The organism is Enterobacter sp. FW301-JW81 (genome assembly GCF_058788735.1).
The window spans coordinates 457,271-481,519 of record NZ_JBYTBA010000001.1 but is presented as its reverse complement, the minus strand read 5'-3'; the positions used below and the strand labels follow the sequence as shown (position 1 = coordinate 481,519).

At 52.8% G+C, this 24,249-nt stretch carries 26 protein-coding genes; 16 read left to right on the top strand and 10 right to left on the bottom strand.

Annotation, left to right across the window (positions count from 1 at the left end; all coding sequences use genetic code 11):
- The first annotated feature begins 94 nt into the window (after positions 1-94).
- Positions 95-439, top strand: a complete 345-nt coding sequence (locus AC3WOK_RS02265) for a DUF488 domain-containing protein (protein WP_492353855.1) — start codon at positions 95-97, stop codon at positions 437-439.
- On the opposite strand, the gene AC3WOK_RS02260 is transcribed toward AC3WOK_RS02265, so the two are convergent.
- A complete protein-coding gene (locus AC3WOK_RS02260; RefSeq protein ID WP_059310999.1) occupies positions 440-745 on the bottom strand; it encodes a hypothetical protein in 306 nt (101 codons plus the stop codon).
- Between the two features lie 80 nt (positions 746-825).
- A complete protein-coding gene (locus AC3WOK_RS02255) occupies positions 826-1,080 on the bottom strand; it encodes a putative hemolysin (RefSeq protein ID WP_059311000.1) in 255 nt (84 codons plus the stop codon).
- A 309-nt stretch (positions 1,081-1,389) separates the two neighbouring features.
- Between AC3WOK_RS02255 and AC3WOK_RS02250 the strand changes: the two genes are divergently transcribed.
- Both AC3WOK_RS02250 and AC3WOK_RS02245 read left to right on the top strand, forming a co-directional pair.
- Positions 1,390-2,418 (top strand): sensor domain-containing diguanylate cyclase, encoded by a 1,029-nt coding sequence (locus AC3WOK_RS02250; protein ID WP_059311001.1) that lies wholly within the window; start codon positions 1,390-1,392, stop codon positions 2,416-2,418.
- A 45-nt stretch (positions 2,419-2,463) separates the two neighbouring features.
- Positions 2,464-2,562, top strand: a complete 99-nt coding sequence (locus AC3WOK_RS02245; RefSeq protein WP_029739841.1) for a YoaK family small membrane protein — start codon at positions 2,464-2,466, stop codon at positions 2,560-2,562.
- Positions 2,563-2,692: 130 nt separating this feature from the next.
- On the opposite strand, the gene AC3WOK_RS02240 is transcribed toward AC3WOK_RS02245, so the two are convergent.
- The 3 genes from AC3WOK_RS02240 to AC3WOK_RS02230 all read right to left on the bottom strand — a co-directional run bounded on the left by AC3WOK_RS02240 (position 2,693) and on the right by AC3WOK_RS02230 (position 6,345).
- The gene (locus AC3WOK_RS02240) at positions 2,693-2,941 is read right to left on the bottom strand and encodes a GlsB/YeaQ/YmgE family stress response membrane protein (protein ID WP_047348918.1); all 249 of its coding nucleotides are present in this window, start codon (positions 2,939-2,941) and stop codon (positions 2,693-2,695) included.
- A gap of 285 nt (positions 2,942-3,226) precedes the next feature.
- Positions 3,227-4,699 carry a sensor domain-containing diguanylate cyclase gene (locus tag AC3WOK_RS02235; protein ID WP_447855425.1) on the bottom strand — a complete coding sequence of 491 codons (1,473 nt, stop codon included), beginning with the start codon at positions 4,697-4,699 and terminating at the stop codon, positions 3,227-3,229.
- A 125-nt stretch (positions 4,700-4,824) separates the two neighbouring features.
- Positions 4,825-6,345, bottom strand: a complete 1,521-nt coding sequence (locus AC3WOK_RS02230; RefSeq protein WP_492353854.1) for an EAL domain-containing protein — start codon at positions 6,343-6,345, stop codon at positions 4,825-4,827.
- 235 nt (positions 6,346-6,580) lie between these two features.
- Here AC3WOK_RS02230 and AC3WOK_RS02225 point away from each other — a divergent pair, with 235 nt between their 5' ends.
- Positions 6,581-8,080: an EAL domain-containing protein gene (locus tag AC3WOK_RS02225; protein ID WP_492353853.1), complete on the top strand. Its 1,500-nt coding sequence runs from the start codon at positions 6,581-6,583 to the stop codon at positions 8,078-8,080.
- Positions 8,081-8,370: 290 nt separating this feature from the next.
- Here the strand turns inward: AC3WOK_RS02225 and AC3WOK_RS02220 are convergent, their stop codons facing one another.
- From AC3WOK_RS02220 to icd, 3 genes are all read right to left on the bottom strand, one after another.
- Complete coding sequence (locus tag AC3WOK_RS02220; RefSeq protein ID WP_492353852.1) at positions 8,371-8,616, bottom strand: DUF2543 family protein; 246 nt, start codon at positions 8,614-8,616, stop codon at positions 8,371-8,373.
- 74 nt (positions 8,617-8,690) lie between these two features.
- Positions 8,691-9,038 (bottom strand): DUF1304 domain-containing protein, encoded by a 348-nt coding sequence (locus AC3WOK_RS02215; protein ID WP_492353851.1) that lies wholly within the window; start codon positions 9,036-9,038, stop codon positions 8,691-8,693.
- Between the two features lie 77 nt (positions 9,039-9,115).
- Positions 9,116-10,366, bottom strand: a complete 1,251-nt coding sequence (gene icd / locus AC3WOK_RS02210) for an NADP-dependent isocitrate dehydrogenase (RefSeq protein WP_003857898.1) — start codon at positions 10,364-10,366, stop codon at positions 9,116-9,118.
- 117 nt (positions 10,367-10,483) lie between these two features.
- Here icd and rluE point away from each other — a divergent pair, with 117 nt between their 5' ends.
- The 8 genes from rluE to AC3WOK_RS02170 all read left to right on the top strand — a co-directional run bounded on the left by rluE (position 10,484) and on the right by AC3WOK_RS02170 (position 18,292).
- Complete coding sequence (gene rluE / locus AC3WOK_RS02205; protein WP_047348926.1) at positions 10,484-11,137, top strand: 23S rRNA pseudouridine(2457) synthase RluE; 654 nt, start codon at positions 10,484-10,486, stop codon at positions 11,135-11,137.
- A 9-nt stretch (positions 11,138-11,146) separates the two neighbouring features.
- Positions 11,147-11,620 carry an NUDIX hydrolase gene (locus AC3WOK_RS02200; RefSeq protein ID WP_047348927.1) on the top strand — a complete coding sequence of 158 codons (474 nt, stop codon included), beginning with the start codon at positions 11,147-11,149 and terminating at the stop codon, positions 11,618-11,620.
- Between the two features lie 40 nt (positions 11,621-11,660).
- A complete protein-coding gene (mnmA, locus tag AC3WOK_RS02195) occupies positions 11,661-12,773 on the top strand; it encodes a tRNA 2-thiouridine(34) synthase MnmA (RefSeq protein ID WP_063432096.1) in 1,113 nt (370 codons plus the stop codon).
- A 27-nt stretch (positions 12,774-12,800) separates the two neighbouring features.
- On the top strand, positions 12,801-13,430 hold the full coding sequence (hflD, locus tag AC3WOK_RS02190) for a high frequency lysogenization protein HflD (RefSeq protein WP_013097081.1): 630 nt from the start codon (positions 12,801-12,803) through the stop codon (positions 13,428-13,430).
- Positions 13,431-13,449: 19 nt separating this feature from the next.
- Entirely contained in the window at positions 13,450-14,820 is a 1,371-nt protein-coding gene (gene purB / locus AC3WOK_RS02185) for an adenylosuccinate lyase (protein ID WP_492353850.1), read from the top strand.
- 123 nt (positions 14,821-14,943) lie between these two features.
- Entirely contained in the window at positions 14,944-15,615 is a 672-nt protein-coding gene (phoP, locus tag AC3WOK_RS02180) for a two-component system response regulator PhoP (RefSeq protein WP_045285019.1), read from the top strand.
- Entirely contained in the window at positions 15,616-17,079 is a 1,464-nt protein-coding gene (gene phoQ / locus AC3WOK_RS02175; protein ID WP_492353849.1) for a two-component system sensor histidine kinase PhoQ, read from the top strand. It abuts the gene before it with no gap.
- 91 nt (positions 17,080-17,170) lie between these two features.
- On the top strand, positions 17,171-18,292 hold the full coding sequence (locus tag AC3WOK_RS02170) for a ribosomal protein uL16 3-hydroxylase (protein WP_492353848.1): 1,122 nt from the start codon (positions 17,171-17,173) through the stop codon (positions 18,290-18,292).
- A gap of 88 nt (positions 18,293-18,380) precedes the next feature.
- On the opposite strand, the gene AC3WOK_RS02165 is transcribed toward AC3WOK_RS02170, so the two are convergent.
- Both AC3WOK_RS02165 and pepT read right to left on the bottom strand, forming a co-directional pair.
- Positions 18,381-18,872: an REP-associated tyrosine transposase gene (locus AC3WOK_RS02165; RefSeq protein ID WP_492353847.1), complete on the bottom strand. Its 492-nt coding sequence runs from the start codon at positions 18,870-18,872 to the stop codon at positions 18,381-18,383.
- A gap of 99 nt (positions 18,873-18,971) precedes the next feature.
- The gene (gene pepT / locus AC3WOK_RS02160) at positions 18,972-20,195 is read right to left on the bottom strand and encodes a peptidase T (RefSeq protein ID WP_059311010.1); all 1,224 of its coding nucleotides are present in this window, start codon (positions 20,193-20,195) and stop codon (positions 18,972-18,974) included.
- A 237-nt stretch (positions 20,196-20,432) separates the two neighbouring features.
- On the opposite strand from pepT, the gene potA reads away from it, so the two are divergent.
- Genes potA through potD form a run of 4 tightly spaced genes read left to right on the top strand, consistent with a single transcriptional unit; the run spans position 20,433 to position 24,241 of the window.
- The gene (gene potA, locus AC3WOK_RS02155; protein ID WP_492354227.1) at positions 20,433-21,581 is read left to right on the top strand and encodes a spermidine/putrescine ABC transporter ATP-binding protein PotA; all 1,149 of its coding nucleotides are present in this window, start codon (positions 20,433-20,435) and stop codon (positions 21,579-21,581) included.
- Positions 21,565-22,422 (top strand): spermidine/putrescine ABC transporter permease PotB, encoded by an 858-nt coding sequence (potB, locus tag AC3WOK_RS02150; RefSeq protein ID WP_063430348.1) that lies wholly within the window; start codon positions 21,565-21,567, stop codon positions 22,420-22,422. Before potA ends, potB begins: the two co-directional genes overlap by 17 nt.
- The gene (gene potC / locus AC3WOK_RS02145; RefSeq protein ID WP_059311012.1) at positions 22,419-23,210 is read left to right on the top strand and encodes a spermidine/putrescine ABC transporter permease PotC; all 792 of its coding nucleotides are present in this window, start codon (positions 22,419-22,421) and stop codon (positions 23,208-23,210) included. Before potB ends, potC begins: the two co-directional genes overlap by 4 nt.
- Positions 23,207-24,241 (top strand): spermidine/putrescine ABC transporter substrate-binding protein PotD, encoded by a 1,035-nt coding sequence (gene potD, locus AC3WOK_RS02140; protein ID WP_063430349.1) that lies wholly within the window; start codon positions 23,207-23,209, stop codon positions 24,239-24,241. The genes potC and potD overlap by 4 nt, the downstream gene beginning before the upstream one ends.
- The last annotated feature ends 8 nt before the right edge of the window (positions 24,242-24,249 follow it).

Here is a 24,249-nt window from a genome sequence, read left to right as displayed (position 1 = left end):
TCCTTATGCCAGAGAATTATCAGATAACATAAGGAACCTCAGACTACCGATCTTCTGCAATTATCACAATACCTTAAATTGGGAGGGTGGAATTATGATTCAGTGCAAACGCGTATACGAACAGGCAGGTCCGGACGACGGCTATCGGGTTCTGGTGGATAAACTGTGGCCGCGCGGCGTTAAAAAAACGGACCTCGCCTATGATGAATGGTGTAAAGCACTCACGCCTTCGAATGAATTACGCAAGGCTTTTCACAGCGAAACCATTGATTTCGCCGCCTTCAGTCAGGCCTATCGGGAAGAGCTGGCGCAGCATGCGGACGAGGGAATGCGCCTGGCGGCGCGGGCAAAAAAACAGACCGTCACCCTGCTCTTTGCTGCCAAAAACACGGAGCAAAATCACGCCCTGGTATTAGCCGACTGGCTGCGCCATCTGTAATCAGCCGATGGTCAGCGCATCCACGGTTTGCGGTGCTTCATCCGGGGTAAGCGGCATCAGATGTTCGGGGCGAACAAACGCAAAGCCGTGCTGATTGTCAAAGGCGTAAACATCACCTGTTACCAGCCAAAGCGCGCGGTCTGCGGTAGCGGGTAACTGCGTCATGACGCCGTTGACCGGGTTAACGAAACGCATTCCGGGCTGGCAAAGGCCAAACAGCTCAACAGATTTACCAATATTGCGACGGCCAGACGCCGTGCGGGCACCCACGATCATCGCCATGCTGCCCGGTTTAAGCTGAAACATACTTCTCTCACGATAACGGTAGCCAGGAAATGGCTAAGAATAATCCTAAAGAGAAGTGTATCGCAGGCAATATGACTTTGTCACCTGGTGGGTTGCGGACGATCGCGACGATAGAGCGTCCATTCATCGATCACTTCGCCACCCGGTAATTTGCACTCGGTACGGACGCCCTGCGGGCTCTGAACCGGGATCTGTTCCCCACCTTTCTCCAGGCAGTACACGGAAGCCGGGTTCGCCATACCGATAGCGTGTGGCGGTTTCGGCGCATCAGGCGGCGTTGTTTTTGTGGTGCAGGCAACTAAGGGCAAGGCCAGCGCCAGAAGCAGAAATCTCATCACTTTGATCCTTTTGACATCATTACAGGTTAAGGGTAACGGGTCAGCGCCGCTTTCTCCATGATTTCTCCATTTTAACTGCACTTTTCAACACTATAGTGTGGCATGTTCTCGATATGACCAGAGAACATCATTCCGTAATCAAGATGTCTTTGCCCCGGTCTCAACAACGGGGCCTTTTTTCTCGCCCGCTGCCCTCCCGCTGCATATATTAAATTTTCTGTATTCATGTTTTACTATGCCCGAAGTCTAAAAACTCAGCATAACATGCAGATGCAGACGTCTTCTGCCTGGGAGTCACTCTACGTCATGTCGGATATTATCCTTGCCCGTGTTTCAGAAACCCTCGCCACTGAACAATCCCTTGAAAGTCTCGTTCGTCAGCTACTGGAGATGCTGGAGATAGTGACCGACATGGAGTCGACTTATCTCACTAAGGTCGATATCAAAGCCCGGCTGCAGCATATTCTCTATGCCCGCAACAGCAAGCAGATGGAGATCCCCGAAGGGTTAAGCGTTCCCTGGGATGAAACGCTCTGCAAGCGCGCGCTGGATAGCGACACGCTGTTCAGCAACGACGTGCCCGAACGTTGGCCCGAGTGTGAAGCGGCAAAAGCGCTTGGCATTACCACCTACATGAGCATCCCCGTTCATCTTGCCGATGGTTCACTGTACGGAACGCTCTGCGCCACCAGCACGGCCAGGAAACCGCTCAGCGAGCGCGGTGAGCAGGTGCTGAGATTATTCGCCGGTTTAATTGGCCAGTACATCCAGAAAGAGTCGCTGGTCACCCAGCTTCGCGAAGCCAACGCAGCACTCATCGCGCACTCTTATACCGATGCCCTGACCGGGTTGCCCAACCGTCGCGCGCTGTTTGAGGATCTGACGACCCTGTTTTCTCTGGCGCGACATCTCAAGCGTAACGCCATTATCGCGTTTATCGATCTGGATGATTTCAAACTGATTAACGATCGCTATGGACACGAAGCGGGCGACCAGTTCCTGATTGAAGTAGGCAAGCGTTTGACGGAAGAAAAGCAGCAGGACGATATCATTGGCCGGCTGGGCGGTGATGAGTTTCTGGTGGCCTCGCTGAGCCAGTCCCACGAAGAGGGAGATAACGCGCAGGTCACCCTGCTCAGAACGCGCCTCAGCGCCTGCATTGCCGGTGAATACTGGCTGGGCAGCGTCAATCTCATTTATCCGGGTGCCAGCCTTGGCGTTATCGAAGTGGACCCAGGCGTAACCGATCCGGACACGGCGCTACGCGACGCGGATGCCGCGATGTATCAGGATAAGAAAGGAAAAAGCAAAACACGCTTTCTCGCCATGGATTAACCCCGTACACTCTATGGCGTTTTAGAAACCGAAACAGGTGATGGTATGAGAATAGGGATCCTCTTCCCGGTCGTTATTTTTATAACGGCGGTGATTTTTTTAGCATGGTTCTTTGTCGGTGGTTACGCGGCGCCAGGGGCATAAATGAGAAAAACGACCCTCATTATGCTGATAGTTGCCATTGCGGCATTTGCCGGCACGCAGCTTGGCTGGTGGTAAACCCCAATACGTAAAAAGGCCGCCATCTGGCAGCCTTTTTCAACGCTTTTAAGCCTTAGCTTTTGATCTTTCTGTAGATAAACAGAACAACCAGCGCACCGATCACCGCGACGGCGAAGCTGCCGAAGTTAAAGCCATCGACCTTGCCAAAACCGAACAGCGTACTGATCCAGCCGCCAACTACCGCGCCGACAACACCCAGTATTACGGTGACGATAAATCCACCGCCATCTTTGCCCGGCATGATCCACTTCGCCAGAATACCCGCAATAAGCCCAAAGATAATCCAGGATAAAATTCCCATAACTTTCCTCTCTGTATGGTTTTTGTCATTAAATCAACGACACAAAAAAGAATAGCACAGGATTTGAGAAAGGAAATTTGTGATAAGCATCACAACGAGAGAGTGCGTAATTATTCATCAACGAAATGAACGTTCCACATAAACTGTGGGGTTGCATCTTTTGTTGAGAAAGATTATCTTTCTCAACACTGAATAGTTGAGTGAAACGCTCAGGTATTCAGTACGACATTGCTCACATTGCTTCCAGTATTTCTTGCCCACTCTTGAGTGGGCTTTTTTTTTCGATCACACCCCAACAAATGCGTACCGGTTACGCCCGGCGCGTTTTGCCTGGTAGAGCGCTCGATCCGCGGCAATAATAATGTCCTGCTGGCTGCCTGCGATATCGACAGCACGTGCTGTTGAAATCCCAACGCTTACCGTCACCCGTCCGAATGGGCTGAAAGCATGGGTAATGTGCAGCGAGAACACATTGCGAATAATCGTCTGCGCCAGGCGAAGCGCCTCCTGAATATCCGTATCAGGTAATATCAGCGCAAACTCCTCTCCGCCATATCGCGCCACAATCTGATTATCACGGGTGAGGCTCTCCCTGAGGCTGTTTCCGAGCATTGCCAGACACCGGTCCCCTTCCGGATGACCGTAGTTATCGTTGTATTTTTTGAAGTAATCCACATCCACGATCAACATCGAAATTGGTGCATCATGTGCGGCACAGAGCGCGATTTCCGAGAGGATTCTTTCATCAAAAATGCGACGGTTGTACAGCCCGGTCAGCGCATCCTCAGAGGCGATAATCTTCAGCGCTTTGTTATCCCTTGTTTTTCGGGATAAGTCGGAATACAGGAAGTATGACGCGAAGATGAGTATCGCGGTGAAGACGAAAATGAGCACCGCCAGCTGAATCGCCTGCTTGCGCCAGGGTGCGAGGGCTTCATCAATACTAACGGCCACGGTGGTGACCAGCCCGTAGCGTTTATTTTTCTCATAGGCATAAATGCGCTCGATTTTATCAAACCGGGAGATAGAACTGGCTATCCCTGTATTTTGTACCTTGAGGTATTTCCTGAAGAGAGGTGAATCAGAAACAATCGTGCCGATATAGGTATTTTTAAAGGGATAACGAACCAGCAACACGCCTGCCTGCGTCGTTAAGCCAATCACGCCCGAGTGACCGATATTAATCTGCCCGTAGAGCGCGAGAAAGTTTTCGATACCCAGCGTCACCACCACAACGCCGTTAAATGCCCCGGTGTCGGTTTCAAGGCGCCGGCTAATGGTGATAACCCATTTACCATTGGTTCTGCTTACCACGGGCTCACCAATAAAAATCTGCTGACTTTTATTTTCCTGGTGATAGATAAAAAACTCTCTGTCCGAGCCTTTGCGGGGACCGGTAAAACTTTCATGCAATGCGGTAAAGATATCGCCCTGCGCATCGTAAACAACCACATTATTAATCTGGGTAAGAAGATTATCCTGATTATTTATCATTCGCTGAATATGGGTCGCCTGCTGCGGGGTCATGCCATAAATTTCGATTATGTCCGAAACGGTAGTAATTAACATTTCACTCTGTCGCATGATCCCCTCAGTATAGACATCAAGGGTATGGCTCAGGTTAGCGACGCTGGTATTAATTTGCTGGATTGACTGCTGTCTGGACGTGGCAATTTGGACGGCAAGCGACAGCGAGATGATCAATGAGACAATGATGACGGTAATGGTTGTTGTGTAAAAAGTATTTTTCACATGCACGAGCTATTCCACCTTATCACGCCTGACATCCCTGGCTGACAACTCTTGTCACTGTAACAAAGCTCCGGATAAGAGGAAAATGAATTGCACTTAAGCATACAACAGAAGCTCGTCTTAATTTTGTTTTACAAACTTACCGTCTCCCGAGGCTTAGATAAAATGACTTTAATAAAGTCTATATAGGAGACGGGTTTACCAAAATAATAACCCTGCAACAGGGTAATCTCATTACGGTTGAGATACTCCAGTTGCTCCTTCGTTTCTACACCTTCAGCTACAATGCGCAACGAAAGTTTTTTCGCCAGGTCTATGACGCAGTCCAGCAGGATCGTTGAATCCTTCTCCTCTGAAACCCGGTTCACAAAGCTCTTATCGATTTTAATATAGTCAATGGCAAGCGCATTAAGGCACGACAGCCCGGAATAGCCCGTGCCAAAATCATCCAGCGCGATGACAAAACCGGCGTTATGCAGCGTGTTGAGGTTTTTCACCAGATGAGGATTATCGATCAACGGTTCACGTTCGGTTACCTCAAGAACCAGCTTAACTTCTTTACCCTGAAACCCTTTTCCGAAGACGCGGCAGTCACCAATAAACGAAGGGGCATTGATGTGCCTGGCGCTGATGTTTACCCCGATATGAAACCCATCCGGTAGCTTAGGTAAAAGCGGCTTAAGCTGAGTGACCACTTTCGCCATTAACCCTTTGGTCAGCGGAATAATTAAACCGCTACGTTCGGCAATCGGAATAAAAACATCCGGCGGAATAAAGCCTGATTTTGGATGCTTCCATCTTGCAAGGACTTCAACGCCATATAACCCGCCGGTATCACCGTTCACGATCGGTTGATAATAAGGAACGATTTCCCCGTGCAAAATGGCTTTCCGCAAATCATCTTCAAATGAGGTGCTTTTCCCCTTGTAACGCTGGATCAAAATGCCCACCGTTACGGATAAAGCTAGAACAAGCAGTATCAGACTCCAACCCTGGTGCAACAGTCTGGTCAGGCTAAAAAAGGCAGGAGGTTGCCAGGCCAGGCTAAAGGGGAATTGCGTAGATGCCATTAGCGACCCTGCCCACGAGACCGCTTTCCAGGCGGTGACATCACCGTTGCGCGTAAGCATTCTTTCACCGACAACGAGCCCCAGGTCAACGCTGTTGGACGCATTTGCTATAACGTCCTGCAAATGTGCCTCACTGACGCTGACGATGACGCGCCCGCCCGCGATGGGCATCTGGAACAGGAGCACCGGAACACCGTTCACCCGTCGATTGCCGGGTAACAGCATTAATTCTTCATCAGGTAGCGTCTCCGGGTGAACAATCAATACGCCATTTCCGGGAAGGGAAGTACAGATGATTTTACCCTGCTGCTGGATCATGATGGCGCGCAAATGCGGTTTAAGCGCCGCTTCTGTCCCCAACGACAGCTGTCCGCTACTGGTACACCCTTGAGCCGCAACGCGCTTCGCCGTGTTGGCCGCACTGGTGGCTTCAGCAAGAATGTTTTCTATTTTTTGGGTGCTTACGGTGGCGGTATGAATAATATTAAGTTTCGCCATCTGCCATAGCTGCCAGTTAACGATCAGTATGCCGCTCAAAAAGAGAAACAGGGCACTAAGAATGGGGATCGTCACGTTGCGCACGATGTTTTCCTTAATAGAAAAAACAAGCATGGATGTTCTGAAAGAAGAGCCAGAGGCTAACCCGGCGTTGCTATAACAATGAAAAAAGCTTAGCTGAGATTTGTCTTAAAAAACTGATGCTTTCGTATGAGTTCATCCTGCTAAATGTACTCACCTGCCGTGACTATCAGGCTTGTACCCTGCCCTGGCTGTGTTAAGATTTGTGAAATCAGGGAGCGGACAGGATAACTGGAAAATGAAAAAACTCATTGCCGTTGCTATCGTTTCAACGCTTCTGGTCCTCCTGTCTCTTTATGCGGTCAATGCGGTTATCGTGGGTCAGCAAAAGAGCAAACAGCTCGAGATATCGCGTACTCTTTTACATTATTCAGAAGATCTGTCCCAAAGCGTGGCGCTGGCCCTTAAAAGTATTACAACCCAGGGGTGTAATAAAAGCAGCCTTGATAGCTACCGACAAATAAAGCTTAATAGCCTCTATTTCGGCGATATCGGTTTTATTGAGAAGGGGAAAATAGCCTGTACCGCTTTTTGGGGTAAACTCGCGACGCCCGTTGCACTTCCTGCAGAGCTGCATAAAACGCCGAGGGGCTTTCTCCTGGCGCAGTTTTCCAGAAAAGATTTCTTCACAGGCAATGCGGCAATTTATAATAATATTATTATCTTCACCTCCCGCTATGCTTACGATAAGTTCACTCCGGTTACGGCAAGCTATTCTCTGAGTACCACCACTAAAGACTTCGGCAGAACATTTTTTTCGACCACTCCTCAGTTAAAGCAGCAGAGCTGGCTGCATTCGAGGTTGTTTACCCTGACCCTGACGCAGTGCAGCCCCATCTGGGACCTGTGTGTCATTGTGAAGCATCACGACGCTGGGCTGGCCTCGCTCCCCCCGTTTATCTTTACGCTCCTCGCGATCATTCTCTTTTGTATCTGGGCTGCGATAACGCTATTTGTCTTCCGTATCTATGAAGACCGCTTTTCGCTTGAGCGCACGCTGATCAAGGCTGTCATTACGAATACCATCTGCGTTAACTACCAGCCAATTATTCGCATTCACGATCAAAAAATAGTCGGCGTAGAAGTTCTGTCGAGATGGCGCGATCAAAAGCACGGTGACGTTTCTCCGGAGCTTTTCATTCCGTTAATTAAGAAGATCGGTCTGTATAAAAAATATTATAGTAATATTATCGAAAAATCCCTTTCTGACATTGCCCCGCTTGCGATTAAGCATCAGCTGATTGTCTCCATCAACGTCGGGCGAAAGGAAATTGAAGATGGACAATTCATTAACGTTTTGCGCCGTGTCTGTTTAGCCCATCACCTTCCCCTTTCCCTGATAAAGGTCGAGCTTTCTGAAAAGGCCATTTCTACTGCAGATATTCTCGAGGGATTCTGTCATGAGCTAAAATCTCTTGGCGTAAAAATATCAATCGATGATTTTGGCGTACAAAATTCAAACCTCGCCAGGCTGTCACAGCTTGAATATGATGAAATCAAAATCGATAAGTCGCTGGTGGATGGCATCAATGAGCATTATAAGCAAAACATATTTGTTATCTTTAGCGATGCCCTTGCAAGATTGAATAAGACCCTGGTTTTTGAGGGAGTGGAGAATGAAATACAGTATCGCTTTATTGCTGACAGATATCCCGATGCGCTGATTCAGGGTTGGTATTTTTCTAAGTCACTCACCCGGAGCGAGCTGGCGAAGCGGCTCACCGGCGTCGCGCCGTGACCCGAAGCCCGGCGCACCCTTATTTTTTCTGCCCGGGCGTTTCTATTTTATTCGCAAAAACATATAGTCGTCACAATCAGACGGTAGATTACCCTGAAGCACACTCTTATTTGGTTAAAAACGTGAAATTATCCTTACTTTTCCCAGTGGTACTCTTTTTTCTGATCGTTATTTTTGCGCTGTTTATCGACACTCCCGCTTCGCATATTCTGCGAAAAAAATGCATGTGGTCCGATAGCGTGATGCTGAGCTGTCTGGCAAAGCATCAGCATAATGGTTTTTAAGGCAGGTTATTCGTTGCCCCATTGATTGAGGAAGTTCGCAATATCATCAATACGAGCAGCGCGGATCCCGGCCTCCGCGGCCATATCCTGCTGGGCTTCCTCGCTAATTTCCTCGTTATTCGCTAAACGTGTGAGCAGCAGCTGGAAATAATGAGCCAGCGCGTCGCGCTCTGACTCACCGACCTGCTCTGCGGCTTCCGTCGCGTACTCATCGGCAATGTCATAATATTTCAGTGGGATATCGTTGTTCATCGCAGTCTCTTCTCAAACCTGTATGGGTCAAGTCATGAGTATATCGGACGCCCTGGCTCAACCAAAGCATTGCTTCAGATGAACAACGCTAGCAGCGCTGCGAGAGCGGGTATGGCCTGCACATACAAAATTTTTCGGCTGGCGGTTACTGCGCCAAATACACCGGCAATTAACACGCAGGTCAGAAAGAAGATGGCCACCTGAATGCCCTTTTCGCCGAGCCAGAGGCTCCAGAGCAAACCTGCCGCCAAAAAACCGTTATACAGGCCCTGATTCGCAGCCAGCACGCGGGTATCGCGCGCAAAGTCGGGACGCAGATTAAAGGCCTTATGCCCGGTTTTGGTGTTCCACAGGAACATTTCCAGCACAAGGATATAGAGATGAATTAACGCAACAACCGTGATAAGAACCGTGGCTAACATCGTGCTGTCTCCCGCAGGCAGAGGCAAAAAAAACGGGAACCCTCAGGCTCCCGTTCCGGTATAACCCAGAATCTGGATTACATATTCGCGATAATCGCGTCGCCAAACTCTGAACATTTCAGCAGTTTAGCGCCTTCCATCAGACGTTCGAAGTCATAGGTTACGGTTTTTGCATTGATCGCGCCTTCCATACCTTTAACGATCAGGTCTGCGGCTTCGAACCATTCCATATGGCGCAGCATCATCTCTGCGGACAGGATGATTGAGCCTGGGTTCACTTTGTCCTGGCCTGCGTATTTTGGCGCAGTGCCATGGGTCGCTTCGAACAGCGCGCATTCGTCACCGATGTTCGCGCCAGGGGCGATACCGATACCGCCAACCTGAGCGGCCAGGGCGTCAGAGATGTAGTCACCGTTCAGGTTCATACAGGCAATGACGTCGTATTCCGCAGGACGCAGCAGGATCTGCTGCAGGAACGCATCGGCGATCACATCTTTAATGATGATCTCTTTGCCGGTGTTCGGGTTCTTAATTTTCTGCCATGGGCCGCCGTCGATCAGCTCGCCGCCGAACTCTTCGGTCGCCAACTGGTAGCCCCAGTCTTTGAACGCGCCTTCGGTGAACTTCATGATGTTGCCTTTGTGAACCAGGGTCACAGAGTCGCGGTCGTTGGTGATCGCATATTCGATCGCCGCACGCACCAGACGCTTGGTCCCTTCTTCGGAGCACGGCTTAATGCCGATGCCGCAATGTTCAGGGAAGCGAATTTTCTTCACGCCCATCTCTTCGCGCAGGAATTTAATCACTTTTTCTGCATCAGCAGAGTCAGCTTTCCATTCGATACCGGCGTAGATGTCTTCTGAGTTTTCGCGGAAGATAACCATATCGGTCAGTTCAGGGTGCTTAACCGGGCTTGGGGTGCCCTGATAGTAACGAACTGGACGCAGACACACGTACAGGTCCAGCTCCTGACGCAGTGCCACGTTCAGGGAACGGATACCGCCGCCAACTGGCGTCGTTAGTGGGCCTTTAATAGCAACGCGGTAGTCGCGGATCAGGTCCAGCGTTTCTGCTGGCAGCCAGACGTCCTGGCCATAAACTTGAGTAGATTTCTCACCGGTGTAAATTTCCATCCAGGAAATTTTACGCTCGCCTTTGTAGGCTTTCTCAACAGCGGCATCAACCACTTTCAGCATTGCCGGGGTAACGTCTACACCGATACCGTCACCTTCGATGAACGGGATAATCGGATTGTGAGGAACGTTAATCTTGCCGTTTTGCAGGGTGATCTTTTTACCTTCCGCCGGAACAACTACTTTGCTTTCCATTAACCTCTCCTTCGAGCGCTTCTGGTTGTTACTGATCTTATGTTAATAAATTGTAATGAGCCCTTCGATAGTACCTGATTGTCCTGCGCCATGAAAGGTCTTCGTTATTAGGCTATAATGCGGCAATTGATAACGCCTGAAAATACCATGAAGAAAACTTCTTTTACAAAACACCGGGTTGAGCGATTCAGCTCGCGACAAGCCACCAGAAGACCGAAAGAAACCCAGCCGACGCGGGTGATTCTGTTTAATAAACCCTACGATGTATTGCCGCAGTTCACCGATGAAGCCGGGCGCAGCACGCTGAAAGATTATATCCCCGTTCAGGGCGTTTATGCGGCCGGGCGACTGGACCGCGACAGCGAGGGACTGTTGGTCTTAACCAACGACGGTGCTTTGCAGGCGAAGCTCACGCAGCCGGGCAAACGTACCGGCAAAATATACTTTGTACAGGTTGAAGGCGAGCCGGATGAAGAGACGCTGGCTAAGCTGCGCAACGGCGTGACCTTAAACGACGGTCCAACCCTGCCGGCAGGTATTGAACGCGTGAATGAACCGGAGTGGCTGTGGCCGCGTAACCCGCCCATCCGTGAGCGCAAATCGATTCCGACAAGCTGGCTCAAAATCACCCTTTATGAAGGCCGCAACCGTCAGGTTCGGCGCATGACCGCACACGTCGGCTTCCCTACCCTGCGTCTGATTCGCTATGCCATGGGCAATTACACCCTGGAAACGCTGGCAAACGGCGAGTGGCGGGACGTTACCTCTTAAGGAGTTACTATGTTTAAACCTCATGTCACGGTAGCCTGCGTGGTCCACGCCCAGGGTAAATTCCTTGTGGTTGAAGAGAGCATTAATGGCAAAGCGCTGTGGAATCAGCCTGCCGGGCACCTTGAAGCCAATGAAACCTTGCTGCAGGCAGCGAAACGCGAACTGTGGGAAGAGACCGGGATTCACGCTGAGCCCCAGCACTTCATCCGTATGCACCAGTGGATTGCACCCGACAGCACCCCGTTCCTGCGCTTTTTATTTGCCGTTGAGCTTAGCGAAACGTGCGCCACAGCGCCGCAGGATGACGATATCGACCGCTGTCTGTGGGTCACCGCTGACGAGATCCTGAACGCGCCAAACCTGCGCTCGCCGCTGGTTGCGGAAAGCATTCGCTGCTGGCAATCTGCCGGGCGCTTACCGCTCGATGTCATCGGCGCTTTTAACTGGCCGTTTACAGAGGGTGTCAACGGTGGGGGGGCGTGATAGAATACGCCGCCTTGAAGTTCAATGTCGTGAGTATTCCATGTCAGATAACAGCCAGAAAAAAGTAATCGTCGGCATGTCCGGCGGTGTCGATTCCTCCGTTTCCGCCTACCTGTTACAGCAACAGGGCTATAAGGTGGAGGGCCTGTTCATGAAGAACTGGGAGGAAGATGATGGCGAGGAATATTGCACTGCCGCAGCGGATCTTGCCGACGCGCAGGCCGTGTGCGATAAGCTCGGCATTGAACTGCACACCGTTAACTTTGCCGCAGAATACTGGGACAATGTTTTTGAACTGTTCCTTGAAGAGTATAAAGCCGGCCGCACGCCAAACCCGGATATTCTGTGCAACAAAGAGATCAAATTTAAAGCCTTCCTGGAATTCGCCGCGGAAGATCTGGGCGCAGACTTTATTGCGACCGGTCACTACGTGCGTCGTGCAGATGTGAATGGCAAAAGCCAGCTGCTGCGCGGCCTGGACGGCAACAAAGATCAAAGCTACTTCCTCTATACGCTGAGCCACGAGCAAATCGCCCAGAGCCTTTTCCCGGTCGGCGAGCTGGAAAAGCCGCAGGTGCGTAAAATCGCCGAAGAGCTGGACCTGATCACCGCGAAGAAGAAAGACTCTACCGGTATCTGCTTCATCGGCGAACGTAAGTTCCGCGATTTCCTGGGTCGTTACCTGCCTGCACAGCCGGGTAAAATTGTTACCGTCGACGGAGAAGAGATTGGCCAGCATCAGGGACTGATGTATCACACCTTGGGCCAGCGTAAAGGCCTGGGTATCGGCGGGACCAAAGAAGGTAGCGAAGATCCGTGGTACGTCGTCGACAAAGATGTCGAAAACAATATTCTGGTTGTTGCTCAGGGTCACGACCATCCGCGTCTGATGTCCGTTGGCCTTATCGCGCAGCAGCTGCACTGGGTCGATCGTGAGCCGCTAAAAGGCACGCTGCGCTGCACGGTGAAAACACGTTACCGTCAGACTGACATTCCTTGCACCATTACCGCACTCAATGACGATCGCATTGACGTGCGTTTCGACGAGCCGGTTGCCGCCGTCACCCCGGGTCAGTCTGCTGTCTTCTACAGCGGTGAAATCTGCCTGGGCGGCGGGATCATTGAACAGCGCCTGCCGCTGCCCGCTGTTTAACACGATTGCACACATAAAGGAGACCGTGTGGCGAAGAACTACTATGACATCACCCTGGCACTGGCAGGAATTTGCCAGTCAGCCCGTCTGGTGCAACAGCTGGCACATCAGGGTCACTGCGACGCTGATGCCCTGCACGTTTCACTTAACAGCGTTATCGACCTCAACCCCGGCTCAACCCTGGGCGTGTTCGGCGGCAGTGAAACCAATCTTCGTCTCGGTCTTGAAACCCTGCTTGGCGTGCTCAACGCCAGCAGCCGTCAGGGGTTAAACGCAGAGCTGACCCGCTACACGCTAAGCCTGATGGTGCTGGAACGTAAGCTGAGCGCGGCGAAAGGCGCGCTCAACACCCTGGGCGATCGCATTGCCGGGCTACAGCGTCAACTCGACCATTTTGACCTGCAGTCCGAAACGCTGCTGAGCGCCATGGCTGGCATTTATGTTGACGTCATCAGCCCGCTGGGCCCGCGTATTCAGGTTACCGGCTCCCCTGCTGTGCTGCAAAGCCCACAGGTACAGGCAAAGGTACGCGCTTCTCTGCTGGCAGGGATCCGCGCCGCCGTGCTGTGGCATCAGGTTGGCGGTGGCCGCCTGCAGTTAATGTTTTCTCGTAATCGCCTGACTACTCAGGCAAAACAAATTCTTGCTCATTGTTAACCTCCCGGAGTTGCGAATTATGGAATTATCCTCACTGACCGCCGTATCCCCTGTCGATGGACGCTACGGCGATAAAGTCAGCGCGCTGCGCGGGATCTTCAGCGAATATGGTTTGCTGAAGTTCCGTGTTCAGGTTGAAGTACGCTGGCTGCAAAAGCTGGCCGCCCAGGCAGCAATCAAGGAAGTTCCTGCTTTTGACGCCCAGGCAAACGATTACCTCGATAAAATCGTTGCCGACTTCAACGAAGAAGAAGCTGCGCGCATTAAAACCATTGAGCGCACCACCAACCATGACGTAAAAGCGGTTGAGTATTTCCTGAAAGAGAAAGTGGAAAGCGTTCCTGCGCTGCATGCGGTGTCCGAGTTCATTCACTTCGCCTGTACCTCTGAAGACATCAACAACCTGTCGCACGCCCTGATGCTCTCCGCCGCACGCAAAGACGTGGTGCTGCCTTACTGGCGTAAAATCATCGACGCGGTGAAAGCGCTGTCCGTGGAATACCGCGATATCCCGCTGCTTTCCCGTACCCACGGTCAGCCAGCCACCCCATCCACGATGGGTAAAGAGATGGCGAACGTGGCGTACCGTATGGAGCGTCAGTACCGTCAGCTGGAGCAGGTTGAGATCCTCGGCAAAATCAACGGTGCGGTCGGTAACTATAACGCCCACATCGCCGCGTACCCGGAAGTTGACTGGCACCAGTTCAGCGAAGAGTTCGTGACCTCGCTGGGCATTCAGTGGAACCCGTACACCACCCAGATTGAGCCGCATGACTATATTGCGGAGCTGTTTGACTGCATCGCGCGCTTCAACACTATTCTGATCGACTTCGATCGTGACGTGTGGGGCTACGTCGCGCTGAACCACTTCAAACAGAAAACCATCGCCGGTGAGATCGGCTCGTCAACCATGCCGCACAAAGTGAACCCAATCGACTTCGAAAACTCCGAAGGCAACCTGGGTCTGGCAAATGCCGTGCTGCAGCATATGGCAAGCAAACTGCCGGTATCCCGCTGGCAGCGCGACCTGACCGACTCCACCGTGCTGCGTAACCTGGGCGTGGGCATTGGCTATGCGCTGATCGCTTATCAGTCCACCCTGAAAGGCGTGAGCAAACTGGAGGTGAACCGCGATCGTCTGCTGGACGAGCTGGATCACAACTGGGAAGTTCTGGCAGAGCCGATTCAGACCGTGATGCGTCGTTACGGTATCGAAAAACCGTATGAAAAACTGAAAGAGCTGACCCGCGGCAAGCGCGTTGACGCCGAAGGGATGAAACAGTTTATCGACGGTCTGGCCCTGCCAGAAGAAGAGAAAACGCGCCTGAAAGCGATGACCCCTGCGAACTACATTGGCCGTGCCATCACTATGGTCGACGAGCTGAAGTAACGTCCCCTCCCCCCTTTCCACCCGGAAAGGGGGTTGCTTTTCCCCGGTTTACTCAATGTTTATCCCCACAGCAACATAATCAGCGTTAAACTATTCATACTATTAATTCTGGGAGAAAAGATGATGCGCGTACTGGTTGTTGAGGATAACGCATTGCTACGCCATCACCTGAAGGTTCAGCTTCAGGAGATGGGACATCAGGTGGACGATGCTGAAGATGCAAAAGAAGCCGATTATTATCTCAATGAACACCTGCCGGATATCGCCATCGTCGATTTAGGGTTGCCTGATGAAGACGGCCTGTCGTTAATTCGTCGCTGGCGCAGCCATGATGTTTCCCTGCCGGTTCTGGTTCTGACCGCCCGTGAAGGCTGGCAGGATAAGGTCGAAGTGCTCAGTGCGGGTGCAGACGATTACGTCACCAAGCCGTTTCATATTGAAGAGGTGGCGGCGCGCATGCAGGCGCTGTTACGCCGCAACAGCGGGCTGGCTTCACAGGTTATTTCCATCCCACCTTTCCAGGTCGATCTCTCCCGCCGGGAATTAGCGATCAACGACGAAGTGATCAAGCTAACCGCCTTCGAATACACCATCATGGAAACGCTGATCCGTAACAGCGGCAAGGTGGTGAGCAAAGATTCCTTAATGCTCCAGCTTTATCCTGACGCCGAACTGCGCGAGAGCCATACCATCGATGTGCTGATGGGACGACTGCGTAAGAAAATTCAGGCACAGTACCCACAGGATGTGATTACCACCGTCCGTGGCCAGGGCTACCTGTTCGAATTACGCTAAATGAGACGGATTTTGCGCCATATTTTGCCCCTCTCGCTGCGGGTACGTTTTTTACTGGCAACGGCCGCCGTTGTGCTGGTGCTGTCGCTCTCGTACGGCATGGTCGCCCTGGTGGGCTACAGCGTCAGCTTTGATAAAACGACCTTTCGCCTGTTGCGTGGCGAAAGCAATTTGTTTTATACCCTGGCGAAGTGGGAAAACAACAAAATCACCGTCGAAATGCCGGAAAACCTCAACCAGCAGAGTCCTACCCTGGCCCTGATTTATGACGAAAAGGGCAAGTTGCTCTGGGCACAGCGGGATATTCCCTGGCTGGTCAAAAGCATTCGCCCGGAGTGGCTTAAAACCAACGGGTTTCACGAAATTGAAGCCGATCTCAACACCACCAGCTCGCTGATCCGTGAAGATCGCTCCCTGCTGCAAAAACTCAACGAGATCCGCGCGGATGATGCCGAAACGGAAATGACGCACTCCGTTGCGATTAACCTCTATCCGGCGACGCTGAACATGCCGCAGCTGACCATCGTGGTGATCGACACCATCCCGGTCGAGCTGAAGCATTCTTATATGGTCTGGAGCTGGTTCATTTACGTTCTGGCTGCGAATCTGCTGCTGGTGATCCCGCTGCTGTGGGTGGCGGCGTGGTGGAGCTTACGCCCCATTGAATCACTGGCGAAAGAGGTTCGCGAGCTGGAGGAACATCATCGCGAGAAGCTTAATCCGGAAACCACCCGCGAGCTCACCAGCCTGGTGCGTAACCTCAACCGCCTGTTGAAAAGCGAACGCGAGCGCTATGATAAATACCGTACAACCCTTACCGATCTTACCCACAGCCTGAAAACGCCGCTGGCCGTCATGCAGAGTACCCTGCGGTCAATGCGCAGCTCAAAGCTGAGCGTCGATGATGCCGAGCCGGTGATGCTGGAACAGATCAGCCGTATTTCCCAGCAAATTGGCTATTATCTGCACCGCGCCAGTATGCGTTCAGGCAGCGCGTTGCTGAGCCGGGAACTGCATCCGGTGGCACCGCTTCTGGATAACCTCACGTCCGCCCTCAACAAGGTGTATCAGCGTAAAGGGGTGAACATCAGCCTCGATATCTCGCCTGAGATAAGCTTTGTTGGTGAGAAAAATGATTTCATGGAAGTGATGGGTAACCTGCTGGATAACGCCTGCAAATACTGCCTGGAGTTTGTGGAAGTCTCGGCGCGTCAGACCGATAACGAACTGCATATTATCGTTGAGGATGATGGCCCGGGGATCCCGCGCAATAAACGTGATGTGGTGTTCGACCGCGGTCAACGCGCCGATACGCTGCGTCCCGGCCAGGGCGTTGGGCTCGCAGTCGCCCGGGAAATTGTCGACCAGTACGACGGAAAAATCGAAACCAGCGAAAGTTTGCTGGGCGGGGCCAGAATGGAGGTCATTTTTGCTCGTCAGCAGCCCACATCGAACGATAGTTAACCCGTTATGTGAAAAATGCGAGGATCTCGCAGCCGGGGGGCCGAGCTTCCGTTATAATCCGAGTCAGTAAGAGCCTGCGGAATAAAAAAATATGGATTATCACTTAACACTTAACTGGCCCGAGTTTATTGAACGTTACTGGCAAAAGCGCCCGGTGGTTCTTAAACGCGGGTTCAGCAATTTTGTCGACCCCATCTCGCCTGACGAACTGGCCGGTCTGGCCATGGAAAACGAAGTCGACAGCCGTCTGGTCAGCCACCAGGACGGGAAATGGCAGGTTAGCCACGGTCCTTTCGAAAGCTACGATCACCTCGGTGAAAACAACTGGTCGCTGCTGGTGCAGGCGGTCAACCACTGGCATGAGCCCACTGCCGCATTAATGCGCCCGTTCCGTTCCCTGCCCGACTGGCGCATGGACGATCTGATGATCTCCTTCTCCGTGCCGGGCGGCGGCGTAGGCCCACACCTGGACCAGTACGACGTGTTTATCATCCAGGGGACGGGCCGCCGCCGCTGGCGCGTGGGCGAAAAAGTGCCAATGAAACAGCACTGCCCGCATCCGGACCTGCTTCAGGTCGATCCTTTTGAAGGGATCATCGACGAAGAGCTGGAGCCGGGCGATATTCTCTACATTCCGCCGGGATTCCCTCACGAAGGTTACTCCCTGGAAAACTCGCTCAACTACTCCGTCGGCTTCCGCGCGCCAAGCGGCCGCGAGATGATCAGCGGATTTGCCGACTATGTTCTGCAGCGCGAGCTGGGCAGCTACCGTTATAGCGATCCGGACGTGCCTGCGCGCGAGCATCCGGCGGATATCCTGCCCGCAGAGCTGGATAAGCTGCGCGGCATGATGCTGGACCTGATCAACGAACCGGAACATTTCCGTCAGTGGTTTGGTGAGTTTATCAGCCAGTCTCGCCATGAGCTTGACGTTGCGCCACCAGAGCCGCCTTATCAGGCCGACGAGATTTATGATGCCCTTCAGCAGGGCGATAAGCTGGTACGTCTGGGCGGGTTGCGCGTGCTGCGCATTGGTGGAGAGGTCTTCGTTAACGGCGAGAAGCTGGATTCCCCGCACCGTCCGGCGCTGGAAGCCATTGCCAGCCATCTGGTGTTGACTGCCGAGACCTTTGGCGATGCGCTGGAAGACCCGTCCTTCCTCGCGATGCTGGCCGCGCTGGTCAACAGCGGGTACTGGTTCTTTGAGGACTGAGTCGTAAGCATTTGCCGGGTGGCGGCTACGCCTTACCCGGCCTACATTCAGATCGTAGGCCGGGTAAGCGCAGCGCCACCCGGCGTTTTTATCGCCGCTCACCCGCCGCAAAATCCTCGATCTCTCCGGCCCAATCGACCGGATACAACCCTTCCTGCACATCCCGATGAAACGTTGAATACGGCCAGTCGCTGACCTTACTGACATAGCCATGTTTCACCGGATTGATGTAGATGTAATCCACATGCCGACGGTAGTCCTCTTCGTTACGGACGGTGTGCTCCCAGAAGCGTGGCTGCCAGATATGGCGCATGTCGATGTTACGGCTAAATGTCTTTTTGATGTCGCGCCAGCGAGCGGAAAAATCACTGTCTCCTTCCGGCAAGGTCCAGATACAGTGCATATGTTCAGGAAGGATGACCCAGGCATTGATTGTAAAAGGCTTTGCACATTTAACCGCGGCAGTTGCGGCACGGATGCTATCGATATGACGGGTAAGCAAATCGCTCTGACGGTTTTGCAGATTAACGGTAAAAAACCAGGTGCCGCCGGGAACGTAGTGGCGACGATAGTTTGACATGGGCGCTCCTTGCCTTTGTGCCCGGTGGCGCTTCGCTTACCGGGCCTACAATTTGAACGTAGGCCGGGTAAGGCGCAGCCGCCACCCGGCTTAAAGCGGCTACCGCTTCGCAGTTAACTCCGCTATCCGCACAATCACCTTCACCGCCTTTTCCATGCCTTCCAGGGTGACGAATTCATGTTTACCATGGTAGTTATATCCCCCGGTAAACAGATTCGGGCACGGTAATCCCATGAATGAAAGCTGCGAACCGTCGGTTCCGCCGCGAATCGGTTTTAATTCCGGTTCAATGTCGCAGTCGCGCATGGCCTGCTGGGCAATATCAAGAATATGCGGATGGGCCATCACCTTCTCACGCATATTGTAATAGCTGTCTTCAATGATCAGCTCGATATAGCAGTCAGGATGTAATCCTTTGCCCACTTTCTTCGCAATTTCCATCATCTTGCGCTTACGCGCCTCAAAAGCTTTGCGATCGAAATCGCGGATGATGTAGTGCATCTGCGCACTGTCCACGGTGCCTTTAATGCTGGTCAGATGATAGAAACCTTCATACCCTTCGGTCTGTTCAGGGCTCTCTTCCGCCGGGACTTCCGCATGAATTCGCGACGCCAGCGACAAGGCGTTCACCATCACGCCTTTCGCCGAACCGGGGTGAACGTTGTTGCCGACAATTTTGATCGTGACGGACGCGGCATTGAAGTTTTCATACTCCAGTTCACCGACGCCGCCGCCGTCAACGGTATAGGCCCACTGCGCGTTGAAGGCTTCCACGTCGAAATGTTTCGCGCCTTTACCGACCTCTTCGTCCGGCGTAAACGCCACCCGGATATCCCCGTGCGGGATGTTTTTCTCTTTCAGCACCGCCAGCGCCGTCATGATTTCGGCTATACCGGCTTTGTCATCGGCACCCAGCAGCGTTTTTCCGTCGGTGGTGATCAGCGTCTGGCCCAGCAGCTGGTGCAGCACCGGGAACATCACCGGAGAGAGCACTTCGTCACCAATGCCCAGCGCAATGTCGCCGCCGCGGTAGTTTTCAACAATCTGCGGGTTCACATGCTTACCGCTAAAATCCGGAGAGGTGTCGACATGGGAGATAAAGCCAATCGCGGGAATGTCGCCCGGGACATTCGCCGGCAGCGTTGCCATCACAGTGCCTTTCTCGCTTAACGTGACGTTGACCAGCCCCATGGCGTCAAGCTGCTCTTTCAGCAGGTTTAATAGCTTCCACTGGCCTTCGGTGCTCGGCACCTGGCGAACACCCGGTTTAGATTGGGTATCCAGCGAAACGTACTGTAAAAAACGCTCAAGTAATTTATCCATGCAGTCACCCTCACTTTTTGTGACAACATTATCAATAAGCATCAAAACGCAAATATTGCGTCAGGTCACTTTTATCCCGCAAACGAGAATATTTTCCGTTTATATCGTTATACGTAAATAAATGTAGCTTATGAATCAGTGACAAGGATTGGCGATCGCGGGGGATTGCCGTAGAATGTCCGCCCTCATTACGAGTCACCAAGGTGGTTACACACAAACCCCGCTTCAGTCTGCTGCCTGAGGCGTCTATATGGGACAGCGCAAAAATTGAATACACAATCCCGTTCACGTTCGCCGCTGGTGAAACTGGAACGAATTCGTAAAAGTTTTGATGGTAAAGACGTCATTTCCGACCTCAATCTCACCATCAATGACGGTGAGTTTCTTACGCTGCTTGGCCCCTCTGGCTGCGGCAAAACAACCGTACTGCGCCTTATCGCCGGGCTGGAAAGCGTCGATAACGGCCATATCCATCTTGAAAACCAGGACATCACGCGGGTTCCCTCTGAAGATCGCCACGTCAACACCGTCTTTCAGAGCTATGCCCTGTTCCCGCACATGACCGTGTTTGAGAACGTGGCGTTTGGCCTGAGGATGCAAAAAACCCCGGCGAATGAGATCGAACCGCGCGTCACTGAAGCCCTGCGCATGGTGCAGCTTGAGACGTTTGCCCAGCGTAAACCCCATCAGCTTTCCGGCGGCCAGCAGCAGCGTGTGGCCATCGCCCGCGCCGTGGTCAACAAGCCTCGCCTGCTCTTGCTGGATGAATCCCTCTCCGCGCTGGATTACAAGCTGCGCAAGCAGATGCAGAACGAACTCAAGGCCCTGCAGCGCAAGCTCGGCATTACCTTCGTCTTCGTCACCCACGACCAGGAAGAGGCCCTGACCATGTCCGACCGCATCGTGGTGATGCGTGACGGCAAAATCGAGCAGGACGGCACGCCGCGTGAAATTTACGAAGAGCCGAAAAACCTGTTTGTGGCCAGCTTCATTGGTGAGATCAACCTCTTCAACGCCACGGTGATTGAACGCCTGGACAACCAGCGCGTGCGGGCCAATGTTGAAGGTCGCGAATGCAATATCACGGTGAATTTCCCGGTCGAAAAGGGACAAAAGCTCAACGTTCTGCTGCGCCCGGAAGATCTGCGCGTCGACGAAATTCACGGCAACACCGAGGCCGAAGGACTGATCGGCTATATTCGCGAGCGCAACTACAAAGGGATGACGCTGGAATCTGTCGTCGAGCTGGAGAACGGCAAAATGGTGATGGTCAGCGAGTTCTTTAACGAGGACGACCCTGACTTTGACCACTCTCTCGACCAGAAAATGGTTATCAACTGGGTAGAAAGCTGGGAGGTTGTGCTGGCTGATGAAGAACACAAGTAAGTTCCAGAATGTGGTGATTGCCACGATCGTCGGTTGGCTTGTGCTCTTTGTCTTTTTACCCAACCTGATGATCGTCGCCACCAGCTTCCTGACCCGCGACGATACAAACTTCGTGAAGCTGGTCTTTACGCTGGATAACTACGCACGCCTGCTCGATCCGCTCTATTTTGACGTGCTGCTGCACTCGCTCAATATGGCGCTGATTGCCACCGTTGCCTGTCTGGTGCTGGGCTACCCTTTTGCGTGGTTTCTGGCGAAACTGCCGCAGAAGGTGCGCCCGCTGCTGCTGTTTTTACTGATTGTGCCGTTCTGGACAAACTCGCTAATTCGCATCTACGGGCTGAAAATTTTCCTCAGCACCAAAGGCTATCTCAACGCGTTTCTGCTGTGGCTGGGGGTGATTGATACCCCAATACGCATCATGTTTACCCCGAGCGCGGTGATTGTGGGCCTGGTCTATATCCTGCTGCCGTTTATGGTGATGCCGCTCTACTCCAGTATTGAGAAGCTGGATAAACCGCTGCTGGAAGCGGCAAAAGATCTGGGTGCCAACAAGCTTCAGACGTTTATCCGCATTATCATCCCGCTGACCATGCCCGGCATTATCGCGGGGTGTCTGCTGGTGATGCTCCCGGCGATGGGCCTGTTCTACGTGTCTGACCTGATGGGCGGCGCGAAAAACCTGCTGATTGGGAATGTGATTAAAAGTCAGTTCCTCAACATTCGCGACTGGCCGTTCGGATCCGCGACCAGCATTACGCTGACCGTGGTGATGGGGCTGATGCTGCTGGTCTACTGGCGCGCGTCACGGCTGCTGAACAAGAAGGTGGAACTCGAATGATCGGTCGACTGCTTCGCGGCGGTTTTATGACCGCTATTTACGCTTACCTTTATATCCCGATTATCATTTTGATCGTGAACTCGTTTAACAGCTCGCGCTTCGGCATCAGCTGGCAGGGCTTTACCACCGACTGGTATAGCCTGCTGATGAACAATGATAGCCTGCTGCAGGCGGCGCAGCACTCGCTGACGATGGCGATTTTCTCCGCCACCTTCGCCACGCTGATTGGCTCACTGACCGCCGTGGCGCTGTATCGCTATCGCTTTCGCGGCAAACCGTTCGTCAGCGGCATGCTGTTTGTGGTGATGATGTCACCGGACATCGTGATGGCCATTTCGCTGCTGGTGCTGTTTATGCTGCTGGGCGTGCAGCTTGGCTTCTGGTCACTGCTGTTCTCGCATATCACCTTCTGCCTGCCGTTTGTGGTGGTGACGGTCTTTGCACGCCTGAAGGGGTTCGACGTGCGCATGCTGGAGGCGGCGAAAGATTTGGGTGCCAGCGAGATGACCATTCTGCGCAAAATCATCCTGCCGCTGGCGATGCCCGCCGTCGCGGCGGGATGGCTGCTCAGCTTCACGTTGTCGATGGATGACGTGGTGGTTTCCTCCTTCGTGACGGGACCGAGCTACGAAATACTGCCACTGAAAATTTACTCAATGGTAAAAGTCGGCGTCTCGCCTGAGGTGAACGCGCTGGCGACCATTCTGCTGGTGTTCTCGCTGGTGCTGGTCATTGCCAGCCAGCTTATTGCTCGTGATAAAACAAAATCTCAGGGGACAATGAAATGAAAAAAATGCTCGCCGCTGCGGCACTAGTACTTGGCATGGGTGCCGCACACGCCGATGACGGCAAAACGCTCTACTTCTACAACTGGACCGAGTACGTGCCGCCGGGCCTGCTGGAACAGTTCACGAAGGAGACGGGTATCAAGGTTATCTACTCGACCTACGAGTCGAATGAAACCATGTACGCCAAGCTGAAAACGTACAAAGACGGCGCGTACGATCTGGTCGTTCCTTCCACCTATTTTGTCGACAAAATGCGCAAAGAGGGGATGATTCAGAAGATCGATAAAACGAAGCTAACCCATTTTTCAAACCTCGATCCGGAGATGCTCAACAAGCCATTCGATCCCAATAACGACTACTCTATTCCGTATATCTGGGGCGCGACCGCAATTGGCGTCAACGGCGATGCCCTCGATCCGAAAACGGTGACCAGCTGGGCCGACCTGTGGAAACCGGAATACAAAGGGAGCCTGCTGTTAACCGACGACGCGCGTGAAGTGTTCCAGGTGGCGCTGCGCAAGCTGGGCTACTCAGGCAACACGACGGATCCAAAAGAGATTGAAGCGGCGTATAACGAGCTGAAAAAGCTGATGCCTAACGTGGCGGCGTTCAACTCAGATAACCCGGCAAACCCGTATATGGAAGGTGAAGTGAATCTGGGAATGGTGTGGAACGGCTCCGCGTACGTGGCCCGCCAGGCCGGCACGCCGCTTGAGGTGGTCTGGCCGAAGGAAGGCGGGATCTTCTGGATGGATAGCCTCGCCATCCCTGCCAACGCGAAAAACGTGGACGGTGCGATGAAGCTGATTAACTTCCTGCTGCGCCCGGACGTGGCGAAACAGGTTGCCGAGACGATTGGCTACCCGACGCCAAACCTGGCCGCGCGCAAGCTGCTGAAGCCGGAAGTGGCTAACGATAAATCGCTTTATCCGGATGCCCAGACCATCAGCAAAGGTGAATGGCAGAATGACGTCGGCGACGCCAGCCGACTCTACGAAGAGTATTACCAAAAATTAAAAGCGGGCCGATAAACGGTGAC